The following is a 21,450-nucleotide window of genomic DNA, read 5'->3' as shown; positions in this document are numbered from 1 at the left end:
TAAAATGGACAAAGAATACTTACTAAAAAAGTGGTTGTCAGAAGAAGAGCTTACTGAAGAAGAGATGGCTATCTTTAAAGAAATGGATGATTATCAATTGCATGTAGATATGATCCAGGACATTCAACAATTTAAAGCTTCCAACTTTTCAAAGGTTGATGACTTTAAAACTTTAGAAAAACGCTTGCAACCAAAAGAAGTTTCTGTAAGAAAACTACCTGGGCTTACACCGTTATTAAGAATAGCAAGTGTGTTTGTGATTGCTTTTGGCGTGTATTTTCTGTTCTTTTTTAATAGTAATTTACACATTCAAACGTTAGCCATCGAAAAGACAACAATAGAACTCCCGGATTCTTCTATCGTTACTCTAAATTCATTATCAGAGATCAGATATAGTGAAAAGAACTGGGATCAAAACAGAAAGATTAATCTGGATGGCGAAGCATTTTTTGAGGTTGCAAAAGGCGCTAAATTTGATGTAGTGACCTCAACGGGTACTGTAAGCGTGTTAGGTACAAAATTTAATGTAAAGCAACGTGAGGATTATTTTGAAGTAAAGTGCTTTGAAGGTGTTGTACAAGTGAAACACCAGAAAAAGACAAAAAAGTTAATAGCTGGAGATACCTATCGTCTATTAAAAGGGGTTATCACATTTGACAAAACTACTTTACAAAAACCACAATGGACAAAAAACATAAGCAGCTTTAAAGCCGTTCCTTTGAGAGAAGTATTGAAAGAACTAGAAAGACAATATAATATTAAAATTACTATTGATAGTAAAGAATCTGAACGCCTTTTTACCGGTGGTTTTATACACGACAACCTTGAAAATGCCCTAACTTCTATAACAGAACCATTAGACTTAATGTATTCTTTGAAAGCATCTAATCAAGTCATAATACAGCGTAGTGATCAATAAAAAGGTATGTTTCATAATTTTTATATCCTTATTCCTCTGTACCATAATTAGGGGACAGAATACTAATGAAAAAAAGTATCTTTCTGAGATATTGATCTCTTTACAAAATAAGTATAACCGTCAGTTTAATTATGAAGAAGAAACAGTAAGAGACATAAGAATCCTGCCTCCTGATCAAGGGTTACCATTTGCTGCTATAATTAAGTATTTACAGAATACAACCGGGTTATCCTTTTTAATAGCTAACAATAATTTTGTATTTATAAAAAAAAAGAAAGAAGGCTGGGTAGCTTGTGGTTATCTCATTGATAAAGATTCTCAAGAACCCTTAATCAGCGCTTCTATTCAATCAAAAGATCAAGCCATTACGAGCAAATCAAATGGTTATTTCGAATTGACAATAAAAAACAAAGCTGAACTGATAAAAATCCGTCATCTTGGATATCAAGAAATTATCTTACCCTACAGTAAATTTAATTCGGATAACTGCACGACCATACCTATGTTGAGAAAAGAAGAACCTCTTTCTGAAATTGTTTTATCAACATATCTGATAAAAGGGATCGATAAGCTTACCGATGGATCTTTTGAGATAGATTTTTCTAAATTTACTATATTACCAGGTCTTATAGAGTCTGATGTTTTACAGTCTGTACAAGCTTTTCCTGGTATACAAAGTAGTAATGAAACCGTTTCTAACCTTAATGTTAGAGGTGGAACCCACGATCAAAACCTATTGTTGTGGGATGATATTAAGATGTACCAATCCGGACATTTTTTTGGTTTGATTTCAGTATTTAATCCAAATATTACCAAAAAAGTATCTCTGTATAAAAACGCAATAGACGCACAATATACTGATGGCATATCCAGCACCATTTCTATGCAAACAGAATCCAATGTAAACTCAGATTTCAAAGGCAATATAAGTTTAAGTTTTATTGACTTCAATGGCTTTTTGGATATTCCAATAAGCAAAAAATCATCACTACAGATAGCAGGTAGAAAATCTTTGAGCGACCTTGTTAAAACTCCTACGTATAACACCTATTTTGATAGAATTTCTCAGGATACCGAAGTAGAAACAAATCTGGCAGCCGTTAGAAATTCTGATAAAGAGTTTAATTTTTATGACTTTTCGTTTAGATGGTTATATAAAATAACAGATACTGATGAAATCAGACTTAATTTTATCACTATTGATAACGATCTCGTATTTAACGAGAATAGCACCGTTAATAACATACCACGATCTATTGAGAGCAGTCTATCTCAAAATAGTATTGCAGGAGGACTGCAGTATAAAAAAACTTGGAGCGATCGATTTCAAACCAATTTTCAGATTTATGAAACAGATTATACGCTAAGAGCGTTTAATACCAACTTAATAAGATCTCAGCGACTACTGCAGGAAAATATAGTTTCAGAAACCGGAATAAAACTTAACAGCACCTACAATTTGTCTGAAAGATTACGATGGGATAACGGCTACCAATTTATCGAAACAGAAGTTACCAATCTTGATGATGTAGATGATCCTTTGTTCAGGTTATTAATTTCAGAAGTACTCAGAACACACAGTGCGTTTTCTCAGGTATATTATAGTTCAAAAAACAACTTCACCAATCTTAGCTTTGGAATTCGATATAATTATCTGGATAAATTCAAAAAAAGTCTGTGGGAACCCAGATTAAACTTCAATCAAAAATTTCTAAATAATTTCACATTTGAAGTTCAAGGAGAATTAAAAAACCAAAATACTTCTCAGGTCATTAATTTCCAGAATGACTTTCTGGGAATAGAAAAAAGAAGATGGCAACTTTCTAATAATGATTCTATTCCCATTATAAGAAGTAAACAAGTTTCTGCAGGTATTATGTATACTAAAAATAATTGGTTGGTAAGTGTTGAAACGTATTATAAAGATGTAGACGGTATTACCGCGCAAAGTCAAGGGTTTCAGAATGATTATGAAAATATAAAGACTGATGGTTCTTATACTTCGAAAGGTCTTGATTTTTTGATCAGAAAAAGGTTTAATACCATCAATCTTTGGTCCAGCTACTCCTACCTTAATAGTGATTATACCTTTAATTCTCTTCCGGAAACTGATTTTCCGAATAATTTTGATATCACGCACAGTATTGGTTTTGGTTCGACCTATTCAAAAAACAACTTAAAAATCTCAACAGGTTTTTTCTGGCACTCCGGAAATCCAACTACAATACCAGATCCGAATAATCCTGTCACCGATGACAAAATAAATTATGGACCATCCAATGGTAATCGACTAAGAGAATACTTCAGAATTGACCTTTCTGCCCGTTATCAATTTGACCTGGGTAAAGATCATCAACTAGAAATTGGTGCTGCTGCCTGGAATATTTCAAATCAAAATAACATCATCAATAGTTATTATAGGGTAAATACTGATGTACAAGTAAAAGAGATTAGACAGAATGCTCTTGGATTTGTTTCAAATTTCTTACTTAGGTTTAGATTTTAACATCGGTAATAAAGTAAGTTCTAAAACTAATCTCTTTCTTCAAGTGTTAATTTTGTTTAAACTTTTAAATTAAATATTAAACATTTCATATCTTTATTAAAAAAATAATGTTATGGAATTAGTTGAAAAAGCTTTAGAGTTCGAAAAAAGAACTATGAGTAATATGACTACCAGTGATAGAGTAAAAGCATCTAGAGAGGCAAAGTCCCTGATTTTAGCGATCAATGAAGTTTATAAAAAGACAAAGGATCATAAATTAATGGATGTGATGAAATTACTTACGGCCAAAAAAAGAAAAATAGAGAAACGTCTTAAAGGGGTTCCTACAGTTTAAATGATCATCATAAAAATAGCCAAGTATGTTACTTGATACCACATATAGTAATAAAAAAAACAAAGAGCTTATTAATGAATTGGTAGGAAAGCCATACTCATTGTTAAATTCAATCAAACTTAATGGTATTGGCTCCAAACGTATGATTATTGATGAAGTTAGTCCTAACTTAAAGAAATATTTGAATACAGTTTCTGATATTAACTATGGTAGCATAGAGTTACGACCTGGTGGAATTTTAATCGCTATTAATAAAGGATTACAAAATTTTACCTGGGTTATCCCCTACTACCAGTTTTATCTTTACAAAACCAATGGAATTAGTATTCACGCACAAGGTAAGTTTATTCATTTTAAAAATAATCGGACACATCAGGAAAATGCACCTTTTTTCAAGAAACTGATACGATTAAAGACTGAATATGATCAACAGTTTCCGCACGTGGACTCAATTTAAGTTTCATCTTAAAACAATTAGCTGATGACTAGCGAATTAAATGTACTAGGCACTCCACTGGTATCTTGCTGTAATGATCCGGTAACTGGCTATTTTAGAGATGGATTTTGCAGAACTACAAATCAAGATACTGGTACGCATATCATTTGTGCGATAATGACTTCAGAATTTCTGGAGTATACAAAATCCAGAGGAAATGATCTTTCTACTCCCATGCCATATTGGAATTTTCCGGGATTGAAACCGGGCGATAAATGGTGTTTGTGTATTTCAAGATGGTTAGAAGCTAAAAAAGCGGGAAAAGCTCCGCTTATTATTCTGGAAAGTTGTCATCAAAAAGTTCTGGAATATACCAATTTCGAAACGTTACTCGATTATAAATATACTTTGTAATCCAATGTTTATCATCTAGATTTTTATCAAAATCCGTCAATTCGAGTATCTGCATCAGGTGGATGTATCGAGAGTAGGATTTTGAATTTGAAGAGCTATTCTCGATAGCACGACTGAACTTGACTAAGTACATTTTTGCTTCATTTCAATAAATCAATTGCATTGACGCTTTTCTTGTACATTTCGTTCAATTCGTTCAAAAAGCACAACTACTTTTATAATGTACTTATTTAAATTCTGAAGTAAATTCTTCAACTATCAAGCCATCTTCTAATGTTTTGACGATCCCTAGCGCCGCACGTTCACCAGATATCATCGCTGCATTAAGGGATCCATTTAATAATTGATCCCCTGCTAGAAATATGGTACTGGTTAATTTGGTTTCAGTTTCCGATAATTCATATTGCAAATTTTGCAATTTGGGTAATGCTTGTTTGATATGATAACGTTTTAAAAATTTGCCTGCTATGATTCCGCAAAATTGTTCTAACTCTTTACTCACCCTTTCTATTAAAAGCTTTTCACTAAGTTGGTGATCTTTTACAACAGTTACGGATAGCAACTCCTTTTTTGGAGTTACTGAAGTTTTTAGACTAGTATGGTAAAAAATATTATTGATCAAAGCACCTTGATCGGCGATCAATCCAATAAGAGGTTTATCAATTACTCTATTATCTGCCTCAAAATACAAAGTATCACAGGACTTCCAGGCTATCTCCTGATTATGAAGGTTAGCGATAAGTTGATGGGCTTGAGTCGCAACAATTGTTAAATGACTCATCAGCTCTTCACCATTGTCAAGAAGTATACTCCCATCCTTGACTTGTTGAACGTGGGAATTGTATAAAAATTTTGTTGTCTTTAGCCTTGAAACTAATTGAATTGGAATTGCCTCGATTCCATCCTTTGGTAATACTGCATTACCTTCGCCAAACATTTTATACACAAACTGAAACATACGACTGGAGGTTTCTAGATTGGGTTCTAAAAAAATCCCGCTGAAGAATGGTCTAAAGAAATTATGAATCATTTCTTCAGAAAATCCATAGTGTTGTAAATACTTTAAAGTACTTGTTTCTTTTTCATTAAAAATAGAACTAATTGACTTCTTTTTTAGCAGAGCATTCAGCCGGAGTACCTTTATTTTATCTGAAAAATTCCCAATATTAGCAAACAACGTTGGAATCATAAGAGAAGGGTTCCTAAGTGGATCACCAATGGTTTTTATCTTTCCTTGGGCAAAAACAGAAGCCCCAGATAAAAATTTTTGTAAAGATAATTCCTCAAAATCCAGATATTTTTGAGCTGCAGGATATGCTGTTAATAATACCTGAAAACCATGATCTAGTTGATATCCATCTATTATATCAGTCTTAACACGACCACCAGCACGATCAGTAGCTTCGATAACCACAGGTGCATAGCCGTGATTTTCTAATACCTGAGCAGCTATTAAACCACTGATACCGGCACCAACAATATGTATTTTATACTCTTCCTTTTTCATATACTATATCTTATAGATATTCTTAAAAATCTCTTTTAAAATTAGCTGAATATCCGTCTCATCCCAAATATACAAAGGGTTCTGTGTTGCTAATGATAGGGTTTTGTTAATTTTTGTTTAGTTTTAAAACGAGCGCTTCAAACGTTTCATAAAAAACAAAGTCAATACCTTAAAAATAGTCTGATCTACTTATAAATTACATACCTTGTAAAAAGTTTAATGGACACTACTAAAAACCTTTTGAGCACATTTTTTATGAGCTTTATTAGTTTTTTTATATTATAATCCTCAGAGAATGACTATAATCAATGGATAAACAAAAATTATTATGGCAAGTCAGTCTGTATAGTCCGGAATTTACAACTGTGCCTTTGAGGATTTTTTTATTTTAGTTTCATAGGGTTCATCCTATGAAAATTTCTTCTACGAACCTATATACTGAAGGTGTCAACAACCAAAATAGCAAAGTTAAAACTTTGTAATTATTTCGGTTTGTCAGATACCAAAGCTTTTGATTCCCAGGATACATAATACAATTATAAATCAATTAAAAAAGTCATTGTTCGACAACTAATCATTTTTTTGATTATAATTCTTATTATAAGATCGTATAACAAAAACAATCCAGGCAAGAAAAATAGTGGTAACTATGATAGAATATAAAATTACTGGATCCATTATGAGTTGTTTTTAAAATAATTAAGGAAACCCAAAACTGTAGGTGCCCATAAACCAATAAAAATAGCTTCCAGATGTCTACCACTACTAAAGGAATAATGTGACAAACAAATAATCCCTAGAACAGTTATTAGTAGGACGACATTCATCAAACCCACCTTTTTTACGAAGTTTTTAATCATATTTAATATAAGAATTAATATTTTATTTATAGCATTTGTTTGAAAGCAAATTTTTTTTTGAATTTACATTCTGTTTAAACTATTGTTAAAAACTTTAAACAAATATACAATATACTCTAACTTTACCAAAATTAAACGAGAGAATAACATAGAAGTCTTTAAAATAAGCAATGTTATCATCTATAAAAACTTTCCTCATTTATGATCAAAAACGCAGAAAATTCTTCTGAACGAAAAGTAGCTATTATTAGAAGAGAACATTTTAATGCCGCCCACAGGTTACATAATCCCGACTGGACTGAAGAAAAAAACAATAAAGTTTTTGGAAAATGTAATAACCCAAATTATCACGGACATAACTATGAGCTTGAGGTTAAAGTTATTGGTTTGGTTCAACCGGAAACCGGTTATGTCATAGACACTAAAATACTATCAGATCTCATTAAAAACCAAATAACCAATCGCTTTGATCATAAAAACCTGAACTTGGATGTACCGGAGTTTAAAAATTTAAATCCCACAGCAGAAAACATCGCTATCGTAATCTATGATATTTTAAGAGAGCATTTGGATCAAAAACTAGAGCTCAAAATTAAGCTTTACGAAACACCTAGAAATTATGTTGAATTTCCCTATTCATAAGAATCATAGGTATTTGCCATTGATGAACAAATAGTAATACTAAAATATTAGACGATGAAAATAATTAGCAAAATTAAGACAGCGCCAAAAAAATCAATTATTCAGTTAGACAATTCTACAGAATCTATTTATGGTATTAACATAAATAACCTGGAGGGTAAGGCAATTGACTTAACTGACTTTAAAGGTAAAAAGATATTATTTGTCAATGTAGCATCTAAATGTGGTTTTACCAGTCAGTACAAAGATTTACAAAAACTATATAACACATACCAAGATAACCTTATGATTATTGGAGCTCCCTGTAATCAATTCGGTAAACAAGAACCAGGAAATAGTTCCGAAATTCTATCATTCTGCGAACGTAATTATGGTGTAACATTTCTTATAACTGAAAAGATAGATGTTAAAGGGAATAATCAGCATCCACTTTATGGTTGGTTAACAAGTAAACAAAAAAATGGCAAGAAAAATTCTAGTGTAAAATGGAATTTTCAAAAATACTTGATTGACGAACAAGGTGAACTCATAGATTATTATTTTTCTACAACTAGCCCGATGAGTTCGAAAATAACAAAGCATCTTAAATAAATACTCTTTCATAGCACTGTTATATTAGTGTCAAATTAATAACTACTAGCTTTTTAAACGTTCAAAAAATGAAGAGAATTACTTTTGAAAAGACAAGTCGTGAAGAATTCTTAAGAAATTTATTTTGTTTAATCAATTTAACTAAACTTTAAACAAAAATTAAGTTTATTAACACAAGTCCCTGCTTATCTTTGAAAAAAACTTAACATTATGAAAAAATTATTTTTAACGGCATTTTTGTTAAGCGGTTTACTAGTTACTGCTTCTTGTAATAACAACACTAAAAAAGACAAAAAAGAAACTGAATCAGTAGAGAAAGAAACTGTTGAGGTTAAAGAAGAAAAGGTTGTTAAAACACCAACTATAGTTGGTGTGGCAGCTGGCAATGAAAATTTTACTACGTTGGTTACTGCGGTAAAAGCCGCAGGATTAGTGGAGACACTTAACGGAGATGGACCATTTACAGTTTTTGCACCGGTAAACGATGCTTTTGCTAAGTTACCAGAAGGTACAGTTGATGGTCTTTTAAAACCTGAAAGTAAGGAAACACTTACTGCTGTATTAACATATCACGTTGTATCTGGCAAATTTATGGCGGCTGATGTGGTTAAAGCCATTAATGATGGCGGTGGGACTTTTACAATTACAACCGTACAAGGTGGTACATTAACAGCTTCATTAGATGGAGATAGTGTCATTCTGACTGACGCTAAAGGAGGTAAATCAAAAATTATTTTAACCGATGTTGATGCTTCAAATGGAGTGATCCATGCGATCGACACGGTAGTTATGCCTTAAATTATCAATCACTTCTAAAGTGGATTAACCCCTTCTAATTTTTTTAGAAGGGGTTTTATATTTCTTATCAATATCCTTCATCTAGTTGGATACAGAATAACTTATAGTTTTTTAAATAACATCTATCATAGCATCCGGAACTAGACATTTTCTATTGTTGGAGTAGTTCGATAGCGCGATCTATTCCACTATCTTTTTCCTCTTGAAAATCTAGGGTTGATAAAAAAGGTACTTGATTTTCTTGATTTGTTGGTCCAATTCCAACAACTTCAAAAACTTCTCCTTGTGCGTCACTATAAACTTCATTAGATAGTCCCACTTTTGCTCCATTAGGCAATACGTGCTCAAGAACAGTAGAAAAAGCGCCATTGGTATGCTCTCCTACAATAGTTACATATGGTAAATCTTTCATACATAATGTAAAAAGTTCTCCTGCGCTTATGGTAAAGGGACTGGTAAGCAATATGATATCTCCGGTGAATTGAAAATCTCCGCGAGGTCCTACAGAAAAGGATTTGTTTTCTGTAAAACCGTCTCCCAATCTAGCTTTTTTGAAATAAGAAACTCTTTCTTGATCCATAAAACGTGAAACCATGTTTAAAGCTGCTGTATCATAACCACCATCGTTAAAACGCAGGTCTAAAATCAGTTTAGAAATTCCTGATGTCGAAACATCCTCCATCACCCTATCTAATAAAGTATTTAATGCCGGGAGTTCATCATTAAAATTCGTTCCATATCCTTCCATAGTTAAGATATTAATATATCCAATATCATCATTGATTAATCCCCAAATGATATTCTCTCTTTCATCTATCTCAAAATCTCCTCCTAAATAATCGGTTACTATGGTTACTAATTTTTCATTACCAAGATCAAAAAGATCATTAATATTTGTTAGAACAAGATCTCCACTTAGGTTCGCATTGAGCCTTTCCAATAATTTTGGATCTCCAGATCGAATGTCAACACCCACTGCTTCATCATAGATATTTACATGTCCATCTTCTAACAAATAAGCTAGTTCTTCTATAGTGTCATATAAATTATCTGTTGTGACTTGCGCTCTTAAGTTTTCGTACTGAGACCAATCAATATTTCTGGTTTCAAAAAAAGCATAGTAGTCATTAAAAATATTCCAGAAATGGTCAAAATTCACCTTTGGATCTTCTGTGTTAGAAATCATGTTTGGAAGGCAATTTGGATTTTGATCTAATAATCGGGTAAAAATCACATCTGAATCTGATAAATCAGAAGTTCCGATAATTTCGTTTTCATTTACCTGAGTTAATGTAAATCCAAAAAACTCTACTGGAATAAAATCATCATCCCGAATGGAACATCCCGCAGTGTTTATGTTATAAAATATATCTTTCCCATCTGTAAACTCAAAAATGTATCCTTTATCAGCTACGAACCAAAATCCATTAATTAAATCTTCTGTAGGAAGAGAGGTGTCATCATCAGATTGACAAGAAAACATAAACAACACCAGGAAACATAGATACCATTTTTTAATAATTGTAAAAGAGATTTCTTTTTTGATTGCATATAACATCATAATTCTAATTTTTTATTTTTTTTGAAAAGCAAAAAGTGAAATATTGTATAAAGACCTAGAGGATGGTTTTATTAAAACTGAAGAAAACTGAACCTGGTTCTTATCGCACTGTATTTAAAAAAGATATCCAATTTTGAGATTAAGATAAGGTGTCAAACCAATTTCTCTACCAGTACTGTTTCCAAAACCAAGTCCAACACCTATTCCTGCTTCGTAATTAAAATGATTACCAATATTTCTTCTAATTCCCCAGCTTATTGCTGTAAATGGATGACTTGACAAATTTCTATCAGTACCAGTATCAGCATTGTCATAAAAATAGTAACTACCTCGCAGCGATACATAATTGCCACTGTTACCATCTATTCTTTTGCCTTGATTTGCTCGTTTGTTTAAATTATAATACCAACGTGGTTCTAATGCTACTATAGGTAATGAATAACCATTACCAACTTGGGTGTCATTACCATCTGCCCACAAACCTACTATTGCTATTCCTGCTTCACTTCGCAAAGCAACTTGGTTGGATATTTTTAATTCATTATGAACCCACAAACCCATAACTCCGATTTGAATTCCAAAGGTTGATTTTTCTACGGATGCTTCTTGTACATTTTGTGAAAATCCAACATAAGAACTAAGGACTAACAATGAAACAATAACTACTTTTTTCATTTTTATATTTTTTGTTTACTGATGTAAATGTATCAGGAACAAAAAACAAAAAGAGTGATTTTAGCGATGAAGAAGTGCTAAAACATTGAAATTATACGAATCAGGACGTATTTTGAAGCTTTCTGAAAGCGCCTGGAGACATTCCCAAACTGGTATTGAAAGTTTTGTAAAAGGCACTTTTGGATTTAAAACCAGCTTCCATACCAATAGCTTCTATAGAATATTTATTAAATACAGGATTATGCAATAGATTTTTTGCAGCTTCAATTCGATATTCATTTACAAACTGAACAACGCTTCTATTGATTTCCTGATTTATAATCTGTGATAAATATCCTTCGCTTGTTTCTAATCTGGTTGCCAAATCCAATCGACTTAAAAGAGGGTTTTTATATAACTCCTCTTCTTCCATCAATGTATATAGCTGGTTCATAATTTTCGAAACCGTGGTTTCGTTTATTCGCTTTTTTATTGGAGTATTATCGACCTTTCCTGAAATTAAATATCGTTGTATCTCTTCTTTTTGAACTATAATCTGTAGTTTGAAGATACCATAATATAATATCCACCATAATAAAAAGGAAAGTAGTATCCATAGAAAGTTCATAGTATATGCTGAATCATACATATAAAACTCTATATTAGACAAAAGCCAGCATATAATAATACATATGAGAAAAAGGTTTAAACGTAATAACCAACCCCTTTTTTCTTCTGAAATCGAATTAGATTTGTTGATTAAACTCCTTCCCCACAAGATTAAGAAGATATTGTAGATGAGAGATCCTTGATCCTTTATATCAAACACCAAACTATCGATATCTGAATTATAAATATTAAAACCCTCTTGTAAAAAAACAGTAGAAATTTCAATTATCAGAGAGCATAAGAAGGGAAAATACAACCATTTGTACCAGCCTTTTTTAAGATATTCATGCCGAATTTGAATTAGAAAATAGGTAAATAGAGTAACTGCAACCAAAAACTCGAATGCAAAATTGGATAAAAGTTCTAAAATACCATATTCCGGATCATTCCAACTTAAAAAGGTTAATATTGCTATTAGGAATATTGATAAAGAGAGATAGTTATTCGCATGACTTTTATAAAAAGAAGTAGTAACTAACGATATACTTATAAAACATCCTATAACTACACTTGCTAAAATCGTAAAATCTAAAACTGTAGTGCTCAATTTTGTTAGAAATTAATAATAAATATTCAACGAGTAGCAAATATTAATTAAGTGTATATATTTTATATCTCAAGAACAACATATCAAATTAATAACTATAAATATTCTGGGATATTACAAGATTCTTTTTGTTTTGGAATAAATATAAGCTGATTTGATATTTCTCCGGGACAGCTAATCCTAATCTAATGCAAAATAAAGCCAAAAGTAGCATTGACTTAATTTATTCTGACCTAATAATTCTAATAAAGGACACTTTTTTAAACCGCTATATTCAAAAAAGTTGAGTACAAAAATAACAAAGCTATCATTTTACAGTATTGTTATTTTATTAAGTAAAAAGTAGCAAAATTACAGTAATCTATAAATGGACGAGAACAATAGATTTTGAAAAATTAAAAAACTACAAACTTGAATAATTTACAGGAAATAAATAAAAGTAAAAGGTGTTTTCCAAAAATTCTTAAAAAAAACAGGTCTCTATTCAAAAGACTCATCAAAATTTAGAACCTTATTCTCTAATTGCCATCAAAACTTTTGATTTCAAGTTTTAGGATTGAATATCGTTCTTCTTGACAGGCTTGCTTCTGCAATAAAGAAACCACAAGCTATTGCTTTTGTTCTTTATTTTATTCTGAAGCTTCCAACTAGGCTTGCATTTCTATAAAATAAAAGTAGGCAGAAGTCTTTAAGAAATAAATAACTCAATAGTACAATAGAAATCTGTATTTTTTGTTTTGTTGTATACCAATTTAGATCTGATAAGGTTTCAACGTTCTGAGATTGCTGTAAAAAATTACAATTTATTAAAATTCAGCAATGGATTTTGCGTAAATTTCGTGAGTTTTCCTTTTACATTAATAGGATCACTGTAGGTATGTAGAAAATTATCAAAAAATCATCAATCAAATCAAAGTATCACTTCAATTACAATGGTAAAAGAAGCAAATCAAAAAATCATCAAAGGCATCAAAAACGGGGATGAAAAAACAATTAGTGCCTTTTATGAAAAGTATTTCCCCAGCATTAAAGATTATATCCTTAATAATTCGGGAGACATTACCGACGCAAAGGATGTTTTTCAGGATGCATTGGTCATTATATACCAAAAGATCAAAGAAGACGATTTAAAAATTCATTGTGCCATTGGAACCTATCTTTATGCGATTTGCAAAAACATCTGGCTAAATAAACTCAGAAAAAATGGCAAAATTTTGCTTAGAGAAGACATCATGACTCTAGATGAAACAGATACGTCTACTATCCTAGATGACATAGAAAGAAAAGAAAAAATCGCTGTTATTCAAAAATATTGCCTGAAATTAGGTAGTGGATGTAGAGAGATTTTATTACTTTTTTTTAGTGGCTACAGCATCAAGGAGATTTCAAAACTAAAAAACCTTACAGAAGGATATACCAAAAAAAGAAAGTTCGCGTGCCAACAAAAATTGACAGCTATGATTGAAAAAGACCCCTGCTTCATAGAATTAAAAGCATCATTTAAAAACAAATAATTATGGAAAAGACACAGGAATTATTTGAGAAAATTGATGACTATCTAAACAATCGTTTAACAGGTGTAGAAAAAACAGATTTCGAAGTTTTGATTGCATCTAATGAAAAGTTACAAGAAGAAGTTGAAAAATATGAACTTATAAGAGAGGCTTTAGCCGATCAGGAGGCTATCAATTTTAGGAAAAAATTAATTGATATTGATCGAAAATTAGAAAGTCAAACAAAACAATCAAACTTATCGTTACCATCTTCCGCCGTAACCTCAAATAACAATAGATATTGGAAGATTGCTGCAATGCTGGTAATTTTATTAGGTATATCTTCATTATTCTTTTTATTTCCCTCAGATCAGCCAGACCTTTTTGCTCAAAACTACATTGCTTATCCTATTCAGGATGTCACTAGAGGTGAAAACCAAGTTGAAGAATTTAAGACAATAACATCCCTTTATAATAACGGAGCTTATAAAAAAGCCATCCCCCTATTGGAAGAACAAATAGAAAACGCTCCAGTAGATGAACGAATGAAATTATACCTAGGCAATTGCTATTTAAATACAGACCAGGAAAAAAAGGCATTGTTCCTGTTTACATCTTTTAAAGAAAACAGTCCATATTTTTACGATGGCCAATGGTTTACAGCGCTTACATACATTAAAAGTAAAGATTTTGCAAAAGCAAAACCAATCTTAGAACAACTCTCAAACAGCGCTAATCTTTACAAAAGTAAAGCAGAGAATATTTTAAAGAACATTAAATAATCAGCTCCGCAAATATCTTTTAACTCCACCCGGGGCATCTAAAAATATGAGAAAGTGTCAATAATGAATATATAGGGACAATAAATTTATGATTTGATAAATCAAGTTTATTTTCAGTCTCTATTTTTAATAAATATTAAGCACCACATATCATTGTTTTACGTTTATTTACACAAACACACACATCTAATGAATTCACTTATTTTCAACTACAATGTTCGCCATTGGGTTATAGTAATTATCCTTTTATTTTTAAATACGTTAAAGGCTCAGGTAGCTGTAGACACTACATTGGCATATCAGTATTATCAGAAAGGAGATTCCTTACTAGCCGCCGCAAACTATAAAAAATCCAATGAACAGTTTGCTAAAGGAATTGATATTTATAAAGAAAATCATACTTGGGAAAGAGTTGCCGATGGTTATAATAAAATATCTAAAAACTATTACGAAAAGGATGATATAGAATTGTCCAAAAAATTTGCCAGTAGTGCGTTGAAAATATGTAAAAAATCTTTGGGTAAAGACACAAAACAGGAAGCGGATGCTTATTTTAATCTAGGAGATTATTATAAAATAAAATACGATTATGATAAAGCTCTGGAGTATCATACAAAAGCAATGAACATAAGAAAAAAGATATTTCCAGCATTACATGAGGCAATTTCTCAATCTCATGTTTCCTTAGGAGTAAATCACTTTCGTAATCAAAATATAAGTGAAGCGCTATCACATCACGAAAAGGCACTGAAAATTGATTTAAAAATTTTTGGAGAAAAAGATAAAAAAATAGAGCTTCACTATCGTGATATCGGAATCATTTATGGGTCATCAGGAAATCTATACAAATCCATTGAATATTTCAAAAAGGGAATAGAAGTGCTCACTCACGATATTGATAGTAATCAAAAACAATTGGGTGTCTTATATTCTAATATCGGTATTTCATATTTTTATCAAAATCAGTATGAAAATGCATATGAATACTATGTTAAAGCTTTACCACTGATAAAAAAGCATAATGACTTAAGAATGCAGTCCGTAATTTATCTAAATTTAGGATCTGTCTTATTATTTTTAGATCAACCACACGAAGCTATTTCCTATTCCAAAAAAAGCATCACCCTTACCTCTTCATACCATAATAATGAATATCACAAGTATAATATCTATAATTATATTAATCTCGGCAACACCTATAGATATTTAGAAAAATATGAAGAAGCAGAAAATTATTTAATAAAGGCACTTGATATCGCAAACAAATTATATGACAAAGATCATATGGATATTGCAAAAGTTTACCAACAACTAGGAGATTTATTTAGAAACAAAAAAGATTATTCAAAATCAATAGATTTTTATCATCAAGCATTAAGGATTACGAAAAACATCTTTGGAGAAAACAACTCAAGTGTCGGTAACATATACCGAAAATTAGGTCAGTTATATCAAGAAAAACATAATTTTGAAACGGCTATATCATTTTACGAACAAGGCTTAGAGATTTTTAAGAAATATTATCCTAAACAAAAAAACAGGATTGCTCAATATTATTTCCATATAGCAAATACTCATAACGACAATGGAGAATACCTTAAATCCAATGATTACTATGATAAGGCTATAAAGGAAAATTTGAAATCTAAGTTTTCAAAAACCGATGAAAATGTGACAGAAATGATTCCAGAAAAATATGATGATATCAATGGTTTGATACGTACTATGCTAGGAAAATCAAATGTGCTATTACTTTTATACGCAACAGAAATGAAAAATACCTATATAGAGGAAAGTATATCACTATTTAGGCAAATAGATAAATTAATAAACTACCAAAGACAAAACTTATTACATTATCAAGATAAGGTAACTTACGCGGAATTTTCCGAAAAACTATGCAAAGGAGGAATTGTAGCGCAATATCTATCTTATAAAAATTCACAATCAACTTCGGATTTTGAAAATCTTTTTTATTATGCAGAAAAAAGTAAAGCCATTACGCTTAAGGAATTATTAACACATTCGAAAGTGGTGAATTCAGGTAACAACAAAAAATTTGCAGATTTTGAAAGAAAAATAAAAACAGATCGATCTCACTATAATTCTCAGATTACAAAAGAACAGTCAAAGGATTCTTTTGATCTATCTAAAATAAAAGAGTACGAAAACAAGCTTTTTACTTTACAAAGACAGCAAGATTCATTAACTGAGAATATCAAAAACCAGAATCCGAAATATTATCACTTACAACACACGAATAATATCCTTTCATTAGAAAAAACCAAACAAAATCTATTACCTAATCAAACCCTTATAGAGTTTTTTGTAGCAGATAGTACAACATATGCCTTTACTATTTCTAAAAATCAATATGATGTAAAAGAATTACAAACCCCTAAACTTGAAGAGCAAATTACCTCTTTTCGCAAAGCAACCACAGATCAAGATCATCAACAATATAAAAAACTAGGTCTTGATTTATATAAATTGTTGATCGAACCGATAAAGGATCAATTGGTAGGTGATGAATTAATCATTGTTCCGGATGAGAGCCTGTGGCACCTTAATTTTGATGTATTGCTTACCAAACCAAGTGATGCTTCAGAACCAAGTAAGTTTCCTTATTTGTTAAAAGATTATGCTATTTCTTATGCCAATTCGGCTACGTTGCTCTTTGATCCTTTTGAACAAAAAACAACAGATGCCAAACAAGAAGGATGTCTCGCTTTTTCATTTTCAGATTCTACTCAAACAGTAGAGAACAATAATATGAGCCTGGTAACACTAAGAGCAGCCGGAGATGATCTACCGGGAACCCGAAAAGAGATCAAAGCCATTTCTGAAATCGTAGATGGACAATACTTTTTTGGAAATAATGCAGACGAAGCTAACTTTAAAAAACATGCGAGCAACTACAAAATTTTACATCTGGCCTTGCACGGTGAAGTTGATAATGAGCGTCCGGAAAATTCTAAACTTTATTTTACGAAGAGCAAAGATACAATCGAGGATAATTATCTCTATAGCCACGAATTGTTTGCACTAAATATCCCAGCAGTACTTACCGTATTAAGTGCTTGTAATACCGGAACCGGAAAAATCGCGAAAGGCGAAGGAATTATGAGCCTAGGAAATGCTTTTCAGTATGCGGGCACTAAAAGTTTACTACTCAGCAGTTGGGAAGTACCAGATGTTACTACACCACAATTAATGCAAAACTTTTATACCAACTTAAAAGATGGAATGAACAAATCCAAAGCCTTGCAACAGGCTAAATTACAATATATGGAACAAGCTGACATCTACAAAGCAGCTCCATTTTATTGGGGTGGATTCTATCTGGTAGGCGATCCTACTCCTATTGATTTAGGAGGATCGAATTGGTGGATATGGACATTAGTAATAGGTGGATTGTTTTTAATAACCTTATTCTTTTTAAAACGAAAAGGAAAAAACGCATAACCACAACTACTAATGAGAACATTATTGATTATAACCCTCGTTTTTACATCAGCATTGTATAAAGTTTCTGCACAAATAGAAAATGACACCTTGATTGCAACACAGTATTATAAAAAAGCAGAAACGCTATTAAATAGTAGAGATTATAAAGCTTCTATTAATTATTTTGAAAAAGCGCTTTTCATATACAAAAAGGCACAAAGTTGGGAAAAGGTTATTAGTTGTTACAATAATATTGCTGTAAATCAAAGGCGAACTCGGTTATACGATGAAAGTGTTAAAAACCTTCAAACTGCTTTGAAGCTAAATCGTCTCCATCTAAAACCTAATAATATTTTACAATCTAAAACATTAGCTCATCTAGGGCTATACTATGATATAAACGGGGAGTATGATAAGGCATTTCATTACTTTTCAAAAGCCTTGCAAATTCGAGAAGAACTGTTGCCAGAAAATCATATTTTATTGGCTCAAATTTATAAATCCATTGGAATTGTCTATGCTGAAACAGACCAAATTGAAAACGCACTGCATTACTTTAATAAAGACCTAGCTATTAAAAAACTAAACTTGGGAGAAAATGATCCTGAATTAGCAGCGTCATATATTAATTTATCTGTGTTATATAATCAGTTGCGTGAATTTGAGAGCAGTTTAAATTATTGTAAAGAAGCATTGGAAATTCTTGAACTATCAGAAGAGGAGGACAAAAACGCATTGACATATATTTATAATTCGATTTCAATGACATATGAGGATTTAGGAAGGTATGAAGAAGCATTGGATTTTCATAGACTAAGGCTAAAATTATATTTAAGTATTTCTAAATCTCATCCAAATATAGCATACGTTTATGAAAGCATAGGTGGAATATATACTAAAAGAGAAGACTATGAAAAAGCACTAGCGTATATTAAAAAAGCTGATTCAATCTTAAGTAAAAGACTAAAAAAAGATAGCGAAGGAATGGCGTCAATTAAGAGGAGTTTAGGTCTTGTTTATTTGGGCATGGAATCGTATAATAAAGCTTTATTAAATTTTGAGCAATCTAACGCTATATATACAAAAATATATAGAGAAGGCCATTCTAGCCTTGCTTCTGGTCATTCTGCAATTGCGGATGTTTATCTTGAGCAAAAAAAATATCAATTAGCTGAAGAATATTATCTAAAATCACTAAAGTCATATGCTCGTATATTTGGAAACAAACATCCTTATGTTGCAATTCTGTATAATAAATTAGGGATATTATATCTGAATCAAGGACAAGACTATAAAAAGGCATTAGAATATTATGAGAACGCCTTAATGGCCAATAGTAAAAGATCAAAAAAACACAGTTTTAATGACGTTATAAAACCAGAAGATTTTATAGATCATCTGGTTTCTTTTTCCTCCCTTTTAGGTAAAGGTAGGGTGATGCAAAAATCTTATGAAGGGAACAATGATCTTAATACTATAAAAAATTGTATTTCTACTTATGACCAAGCGCAAGAGTTAATAGACTATAAAAGACTAACCTTAAATGGTTATGAAGATAAAATTCAATTTTCTGAAAAAGCGCAATTACTTTATAAAGATGGCATGGATGCTCATTATAAATTATTTAAGAAGTCTAAAACCATTGAAAACAGGAATAGACTATTTGCTTATTTGGAAAAAAGTAAATCCAATACATTGAAAGAACTGTTACTATGTAATCCTTCTGAACTGTCTTCAAATTTGCTTGACACACTTATTATAGAGGAACAAAAAACTAGAAAGCGACGATTATATTATAAATCTAAAATATTAATAGCGAATAGTGAAAAGAAAAAAGATTCTTTTAAAATTAATAAATGGGAGGTGATGCTTTTCAAATTAAATAGAAAACAGGATTCTATAAATAAAGTATTAAAAGAGAAACATCCTAAATATCATCACTTAACGTATGAGAACACAGTTATTTCAATAAAAGAAATTCAACAGAAATTAACTAATAACCAAACCCTTATAGAGTTTTTTGTAGCAGATAGTACAACATATGCCTTTACTATCTCTAAAAATCAATATGATGTAAAAGAATTACAAACCCCTAAACTAGAAGAGCAAACTGCTGTATTTCGTAAAGCAATTACAGATCAGGATCATCAACAATATAAAAAACTAGGTCTTGATTTATATAAATTGTTGATCGAACCGATAAAGGATCAATTGGTAGGTGATGAATTAATTATTGTTCCGGATGAGAGCCTGTGGCACCTTAATTTTGATGTATTGCTTACCAAACCAAGTGATGCTTCAGAACCAAGTAAGTTTCCTTATTTGTTAAAAGATTATGCTATTTCTTATGCCAATTCGGCTACGTTGCTCTTTGATCCTTTTGAACAAAAAACAACAGATGCCAAACAAGAAGGATGTCTCGCTTTTTCATTTTCAGATTCTACTCAAACAGTAGAGAACAATAATATGAGCCTGGCCACACTAAGAGCAGCCGGAGATGATCTACCGGGAACCCGAAAAGAGATCAAAGCCATTTCTGAAATCGTAGATGGACAATACTTTTTTGGAAATAATGCAGACGAAGCTAACTTTAAAAAACATGCGAGCAACTACAAAATTTTACATCTGGCCTTGCACGGTGAAGTTGATAATGAGCGTCCGGAAAATTCTAAACTTTATTTTACGAAGAGCAAAGATACAATCGAGGATAATTATCTCTATAGCCACGAATTGTTTGCACTAAATATCCCAGCAGAACTTACCGTATTAAGTGCTTGTAATACCGGAACCGGAAAAATCGCGAAAGGCGAAGGAATTATGAGCCTAGGAAATGCTTTTCAGTATGCGGGCACTAAAAGTTTACTACTCAGCAGTTGGGAAGTACCAGATGTTACTACACCACAATTAATGCAAAACTTTTATACCAACTTAAAAGATGGAATGAACAAATCCAAAGCCTTGCAACAGGCTAAATTACAATATATGAATCAAGCTGACATCTACAAAGCAGCTCCATTTTATTGGGGTGGATTCTATCTGGTAGGCGATCCTACTCCTATTGATTTAGGAGAATCGAATTGGTGGATATGGACATTAGTAATTGGTGGATTGTTGCTATTAGCGCTATTCTTTCTAAAACAAAAACATAAAAATATATAGTTCTATGGAAATTCTTTTTCAATCAAATTTATTCTAAAATATCTAAAAACAACAAACTCAAAGACACCCATAATTTGCTAATTAGAAAGCAATTCCTTTAATTTTTGAGCATACTTTATTCTAGCTTTTGT

At 31.4% G+C, this 21,450-nt stretch carries 16 protein-coding genes; 12 read left to right on the top strand and 4 right to left on the bottom strand.

The annotated features are described in order from the left end of the window. Window positions 1-4: 4 nt before the first annotated feature. From ACE94K_RS08095 to ACE94K_RS08075, 5 genes are all read left to right on the top strand, one after another. Window positions 5-919: a FecR family protein gene (locus ACE94K_RS08095; RefSeq protein ID WP_378182555.1), complete on the top strand. Its 915-nt coding sequence runs from the start codon at window positions 5-7 to the stop codon at window positions 917-919. 91 nt (window positions 920-1,010) lie between these two features. After that, a complete protein-coding gene (locus ACE94K_RS08090; protein ID WP_378182552.1) occupies window positions 1,011-3,425 on the top strand; it encodes a TonB-dependent receptor plug domain-containing protein in 2,415 nt (804 codons plus the stop codon). 112 nt (window positions 3,426-3,537) lie between these two features. Further along, the gene (locus ACE94K_RS08085; protein WP_378182549.1) at window positions 3,538-3,759 is read left to right on the top strand and encodes a hypothetical protein; all 222 of its coding nucleotides are present in this window, start codon (window positions 3,538-3,540) and stop codon (window positions 3,757-3,759) included. Between the two features lie 25 nt (window positions 3,760-3,784). After that, on the top strand, window positions 3,785-4,216 hold the full coding sequence (locus ACE94K_RS08080) for a hypothetical protein (RefSeq protein ID WP_378182546.1): 432 nt from the start codon (window positions 3,785-3,787) through the stop codon (window positions 4,214-4,216). 24 nt (window positions 4,217-4,240) lie between these two features. Beyond that, a complete protein-coding gene (locus tag ACE94K_RS08075) occupies window positions 4,241-4,609 on the top strand; it encodes a DUF2237 family protein (protein WP_378182543.1) in 369 nt (122 codons plus the stop codon). A gap of 226 nt (window positions 4,610-4,835) precedes the next feature. Here the strand turns inward: ACE94K_RS08075 and ACE94K_RS08070 are convergent, their stop codons facing one another. Further along, window positions 4,836-6,116, bottom strand: a complete 1,281-nt coding sequence (locus tag ACE94K_RS08070) for an NAD(P)/FAD-dependent oxidoreductase (RefSeq protein WP_378182540.1) — start codon at window positions 6,114-6,116, stop codon at window positions 4,836-4,838. A gap of 1,061 nt (window positions 6,117-7,177) precedes the next feature. On the opposite strand from ACE94K_RS08070, the gene ACE94K_RS08065 reads away from it, so the two are divergent. The 3 genes from ACE94K_RS08065 (at window position 7,178) to ACE94K_RS08055 (ending at window position 9,007) form a co-directional block, all read left to right on the top strand. Beyond that, window positions 7,178-7,618, top strand: a complete 441-nt coding sequence (locus ACE94K_RS08065; protein ID WP_378182537.1) for a 6-pyruvoyl tetrahydropterin synthase family protein — start codon at window positions 7,178-7,180, stop codon at window positions 7,616-7,618. Between the two features lie 54 nt (window positions 7,619-7,672). Then, window positions 7,673-8,209 carry a glutathione peroxidase gene (locus ACE94K_RS08060; RefSeq protein WP_378182534.1) on the top strand — a complete coding sequence of 179 codons (537 nt, stop codon included), beginning with the start codon at window positions 7,673-7,675 and terminating at the stop codon, window positions 8,207-8,209. Window positions 8,210-8,419: 210 nt separating this feature from the next. Then, complete coding sequence (locus ACE94K_RS08055; protein ID WP_378182532.1) at window positions 8,420-9,007, top strand: fasciclin domain-containing protein; 588 nt, start codon at window positions 8,420-8,422, stop codon at window positions 9,005-9,007. A gap of 151 nt (window positions 9,008-9,158) precedes the next feature. Here the strand turns inward: ACE94K_RS08055 and ACE94K_RS08050 are convergent, their stop codons facing one another. The 3 genes from ACE94K_RS08050 to ACE94K_RS08040 form a co-directional block, all read right to left on the bottom strand. Further along, complete coding sequence (locus ACE94K_RS08050) at window positions 9,159-10,568, bottom strand: S41 family peptidase (protein ID WP_378182529.1); 1,410 nt, start codon at window positions 10,566-10,568, stop codon at window positions 9,159-9,161. A 114-nt stretch (window positions 10,569-10,682) separates the two neighbouring features. Further along, window positions 10,683-11,243 carry a hypothetical protein gene (locus ACE94K_RS08045; RefSeq protein WP_378182526.1) on the bottom strand — a complete coding sequence of 187 codons (561 nt, stop codon included), beginning with the start codon at window positions 11,241-11,243 and terminating at the stop codon, window positions 10,683-10,685. Between the two features lie 100 nt (window positions 11,244-11,343). Beyond that, window positions 11,344-12,438, bottom strand: a complete 1,095-nt coding sequence (locus ACE94K_RS08040) for a helix-turn-helix domain-containing protein (RefSeq protein ID WP_378182523.1) — start codon at window positions 12,436-12,438, stop codon at window positions 11,344-11,346. A 932-nt stretch (window positions 12,439-13,370) separates the two neighbouring features. Between ACE94K_RS08040 and ACE94K_RS08035 the strand changes: the two genes are divergently transcribed. From ACE94K_RS08035 to ACE94K_RS08020, 4 genes are all read left to right on the top strand, one after another. After that, window positions 13,371-13,952, top strand: coding sequence for an RNA polymerase sigma factor (locus ACE94K_RS08035; RefSeq protein ID WP_378182520.1), 582 nt, complete (start codon window positions 13,371-13,373; stop codon window positions 13,950-13,952). 2 nt (window positions 13,953-13,954) lie between these two features. Continuing rightward, a complete protein-coding gene (locus ACE94K_RS08030) occupies window positions 13,955-14,713 on the top strand; it encodes a tol-pal system YbgF family protein (RefSeq protein WP_378182517.1) in 759 nt (252 codons plus the stop codon). Between the two features lie 189 nt (window positions 14,714-14,902). Then, window positions 14,903-18,178: a CHAT domain-containing protein gene (locus tag ACE94K_RS08025; RefSeq protein ID WP_378182514.1), complete on the top strand. Its 3,276-nt coding sequence runs from the start codon at window positions 14,903-14,905 to the stop codon at window positions 18,176-18,178. A gap of 12 nt (window positions 18,179-18,190) precedes the next feature. After that, window positions 18,191-21,319 carry a CHAT domain-containing protein gene (locus ACE94K_RS08020; RefSeq protein WP_378182511.1) on the top strand — a complete coding sequence of 1,043 codons (3,129 nt, stop codon included), beginning with the start codon at window positions 18,191-18,193 and terminating at the stop codon, window positions 21,317-21,319. Window positions 21,320-21,450 lie beyond the last annotated feature (131 nt).

It is taken from the genome of Aquimarina besae (assembly GCF_042434905.1).
GTDB lineage: Bacteria > Bacteroidota > Bacteroidia > Flavobacteriales > Flavobacteriaceae > Aquimarina.
This window is presented reverse-complemented; position numbering and strand designations above follow the sequence as displayed.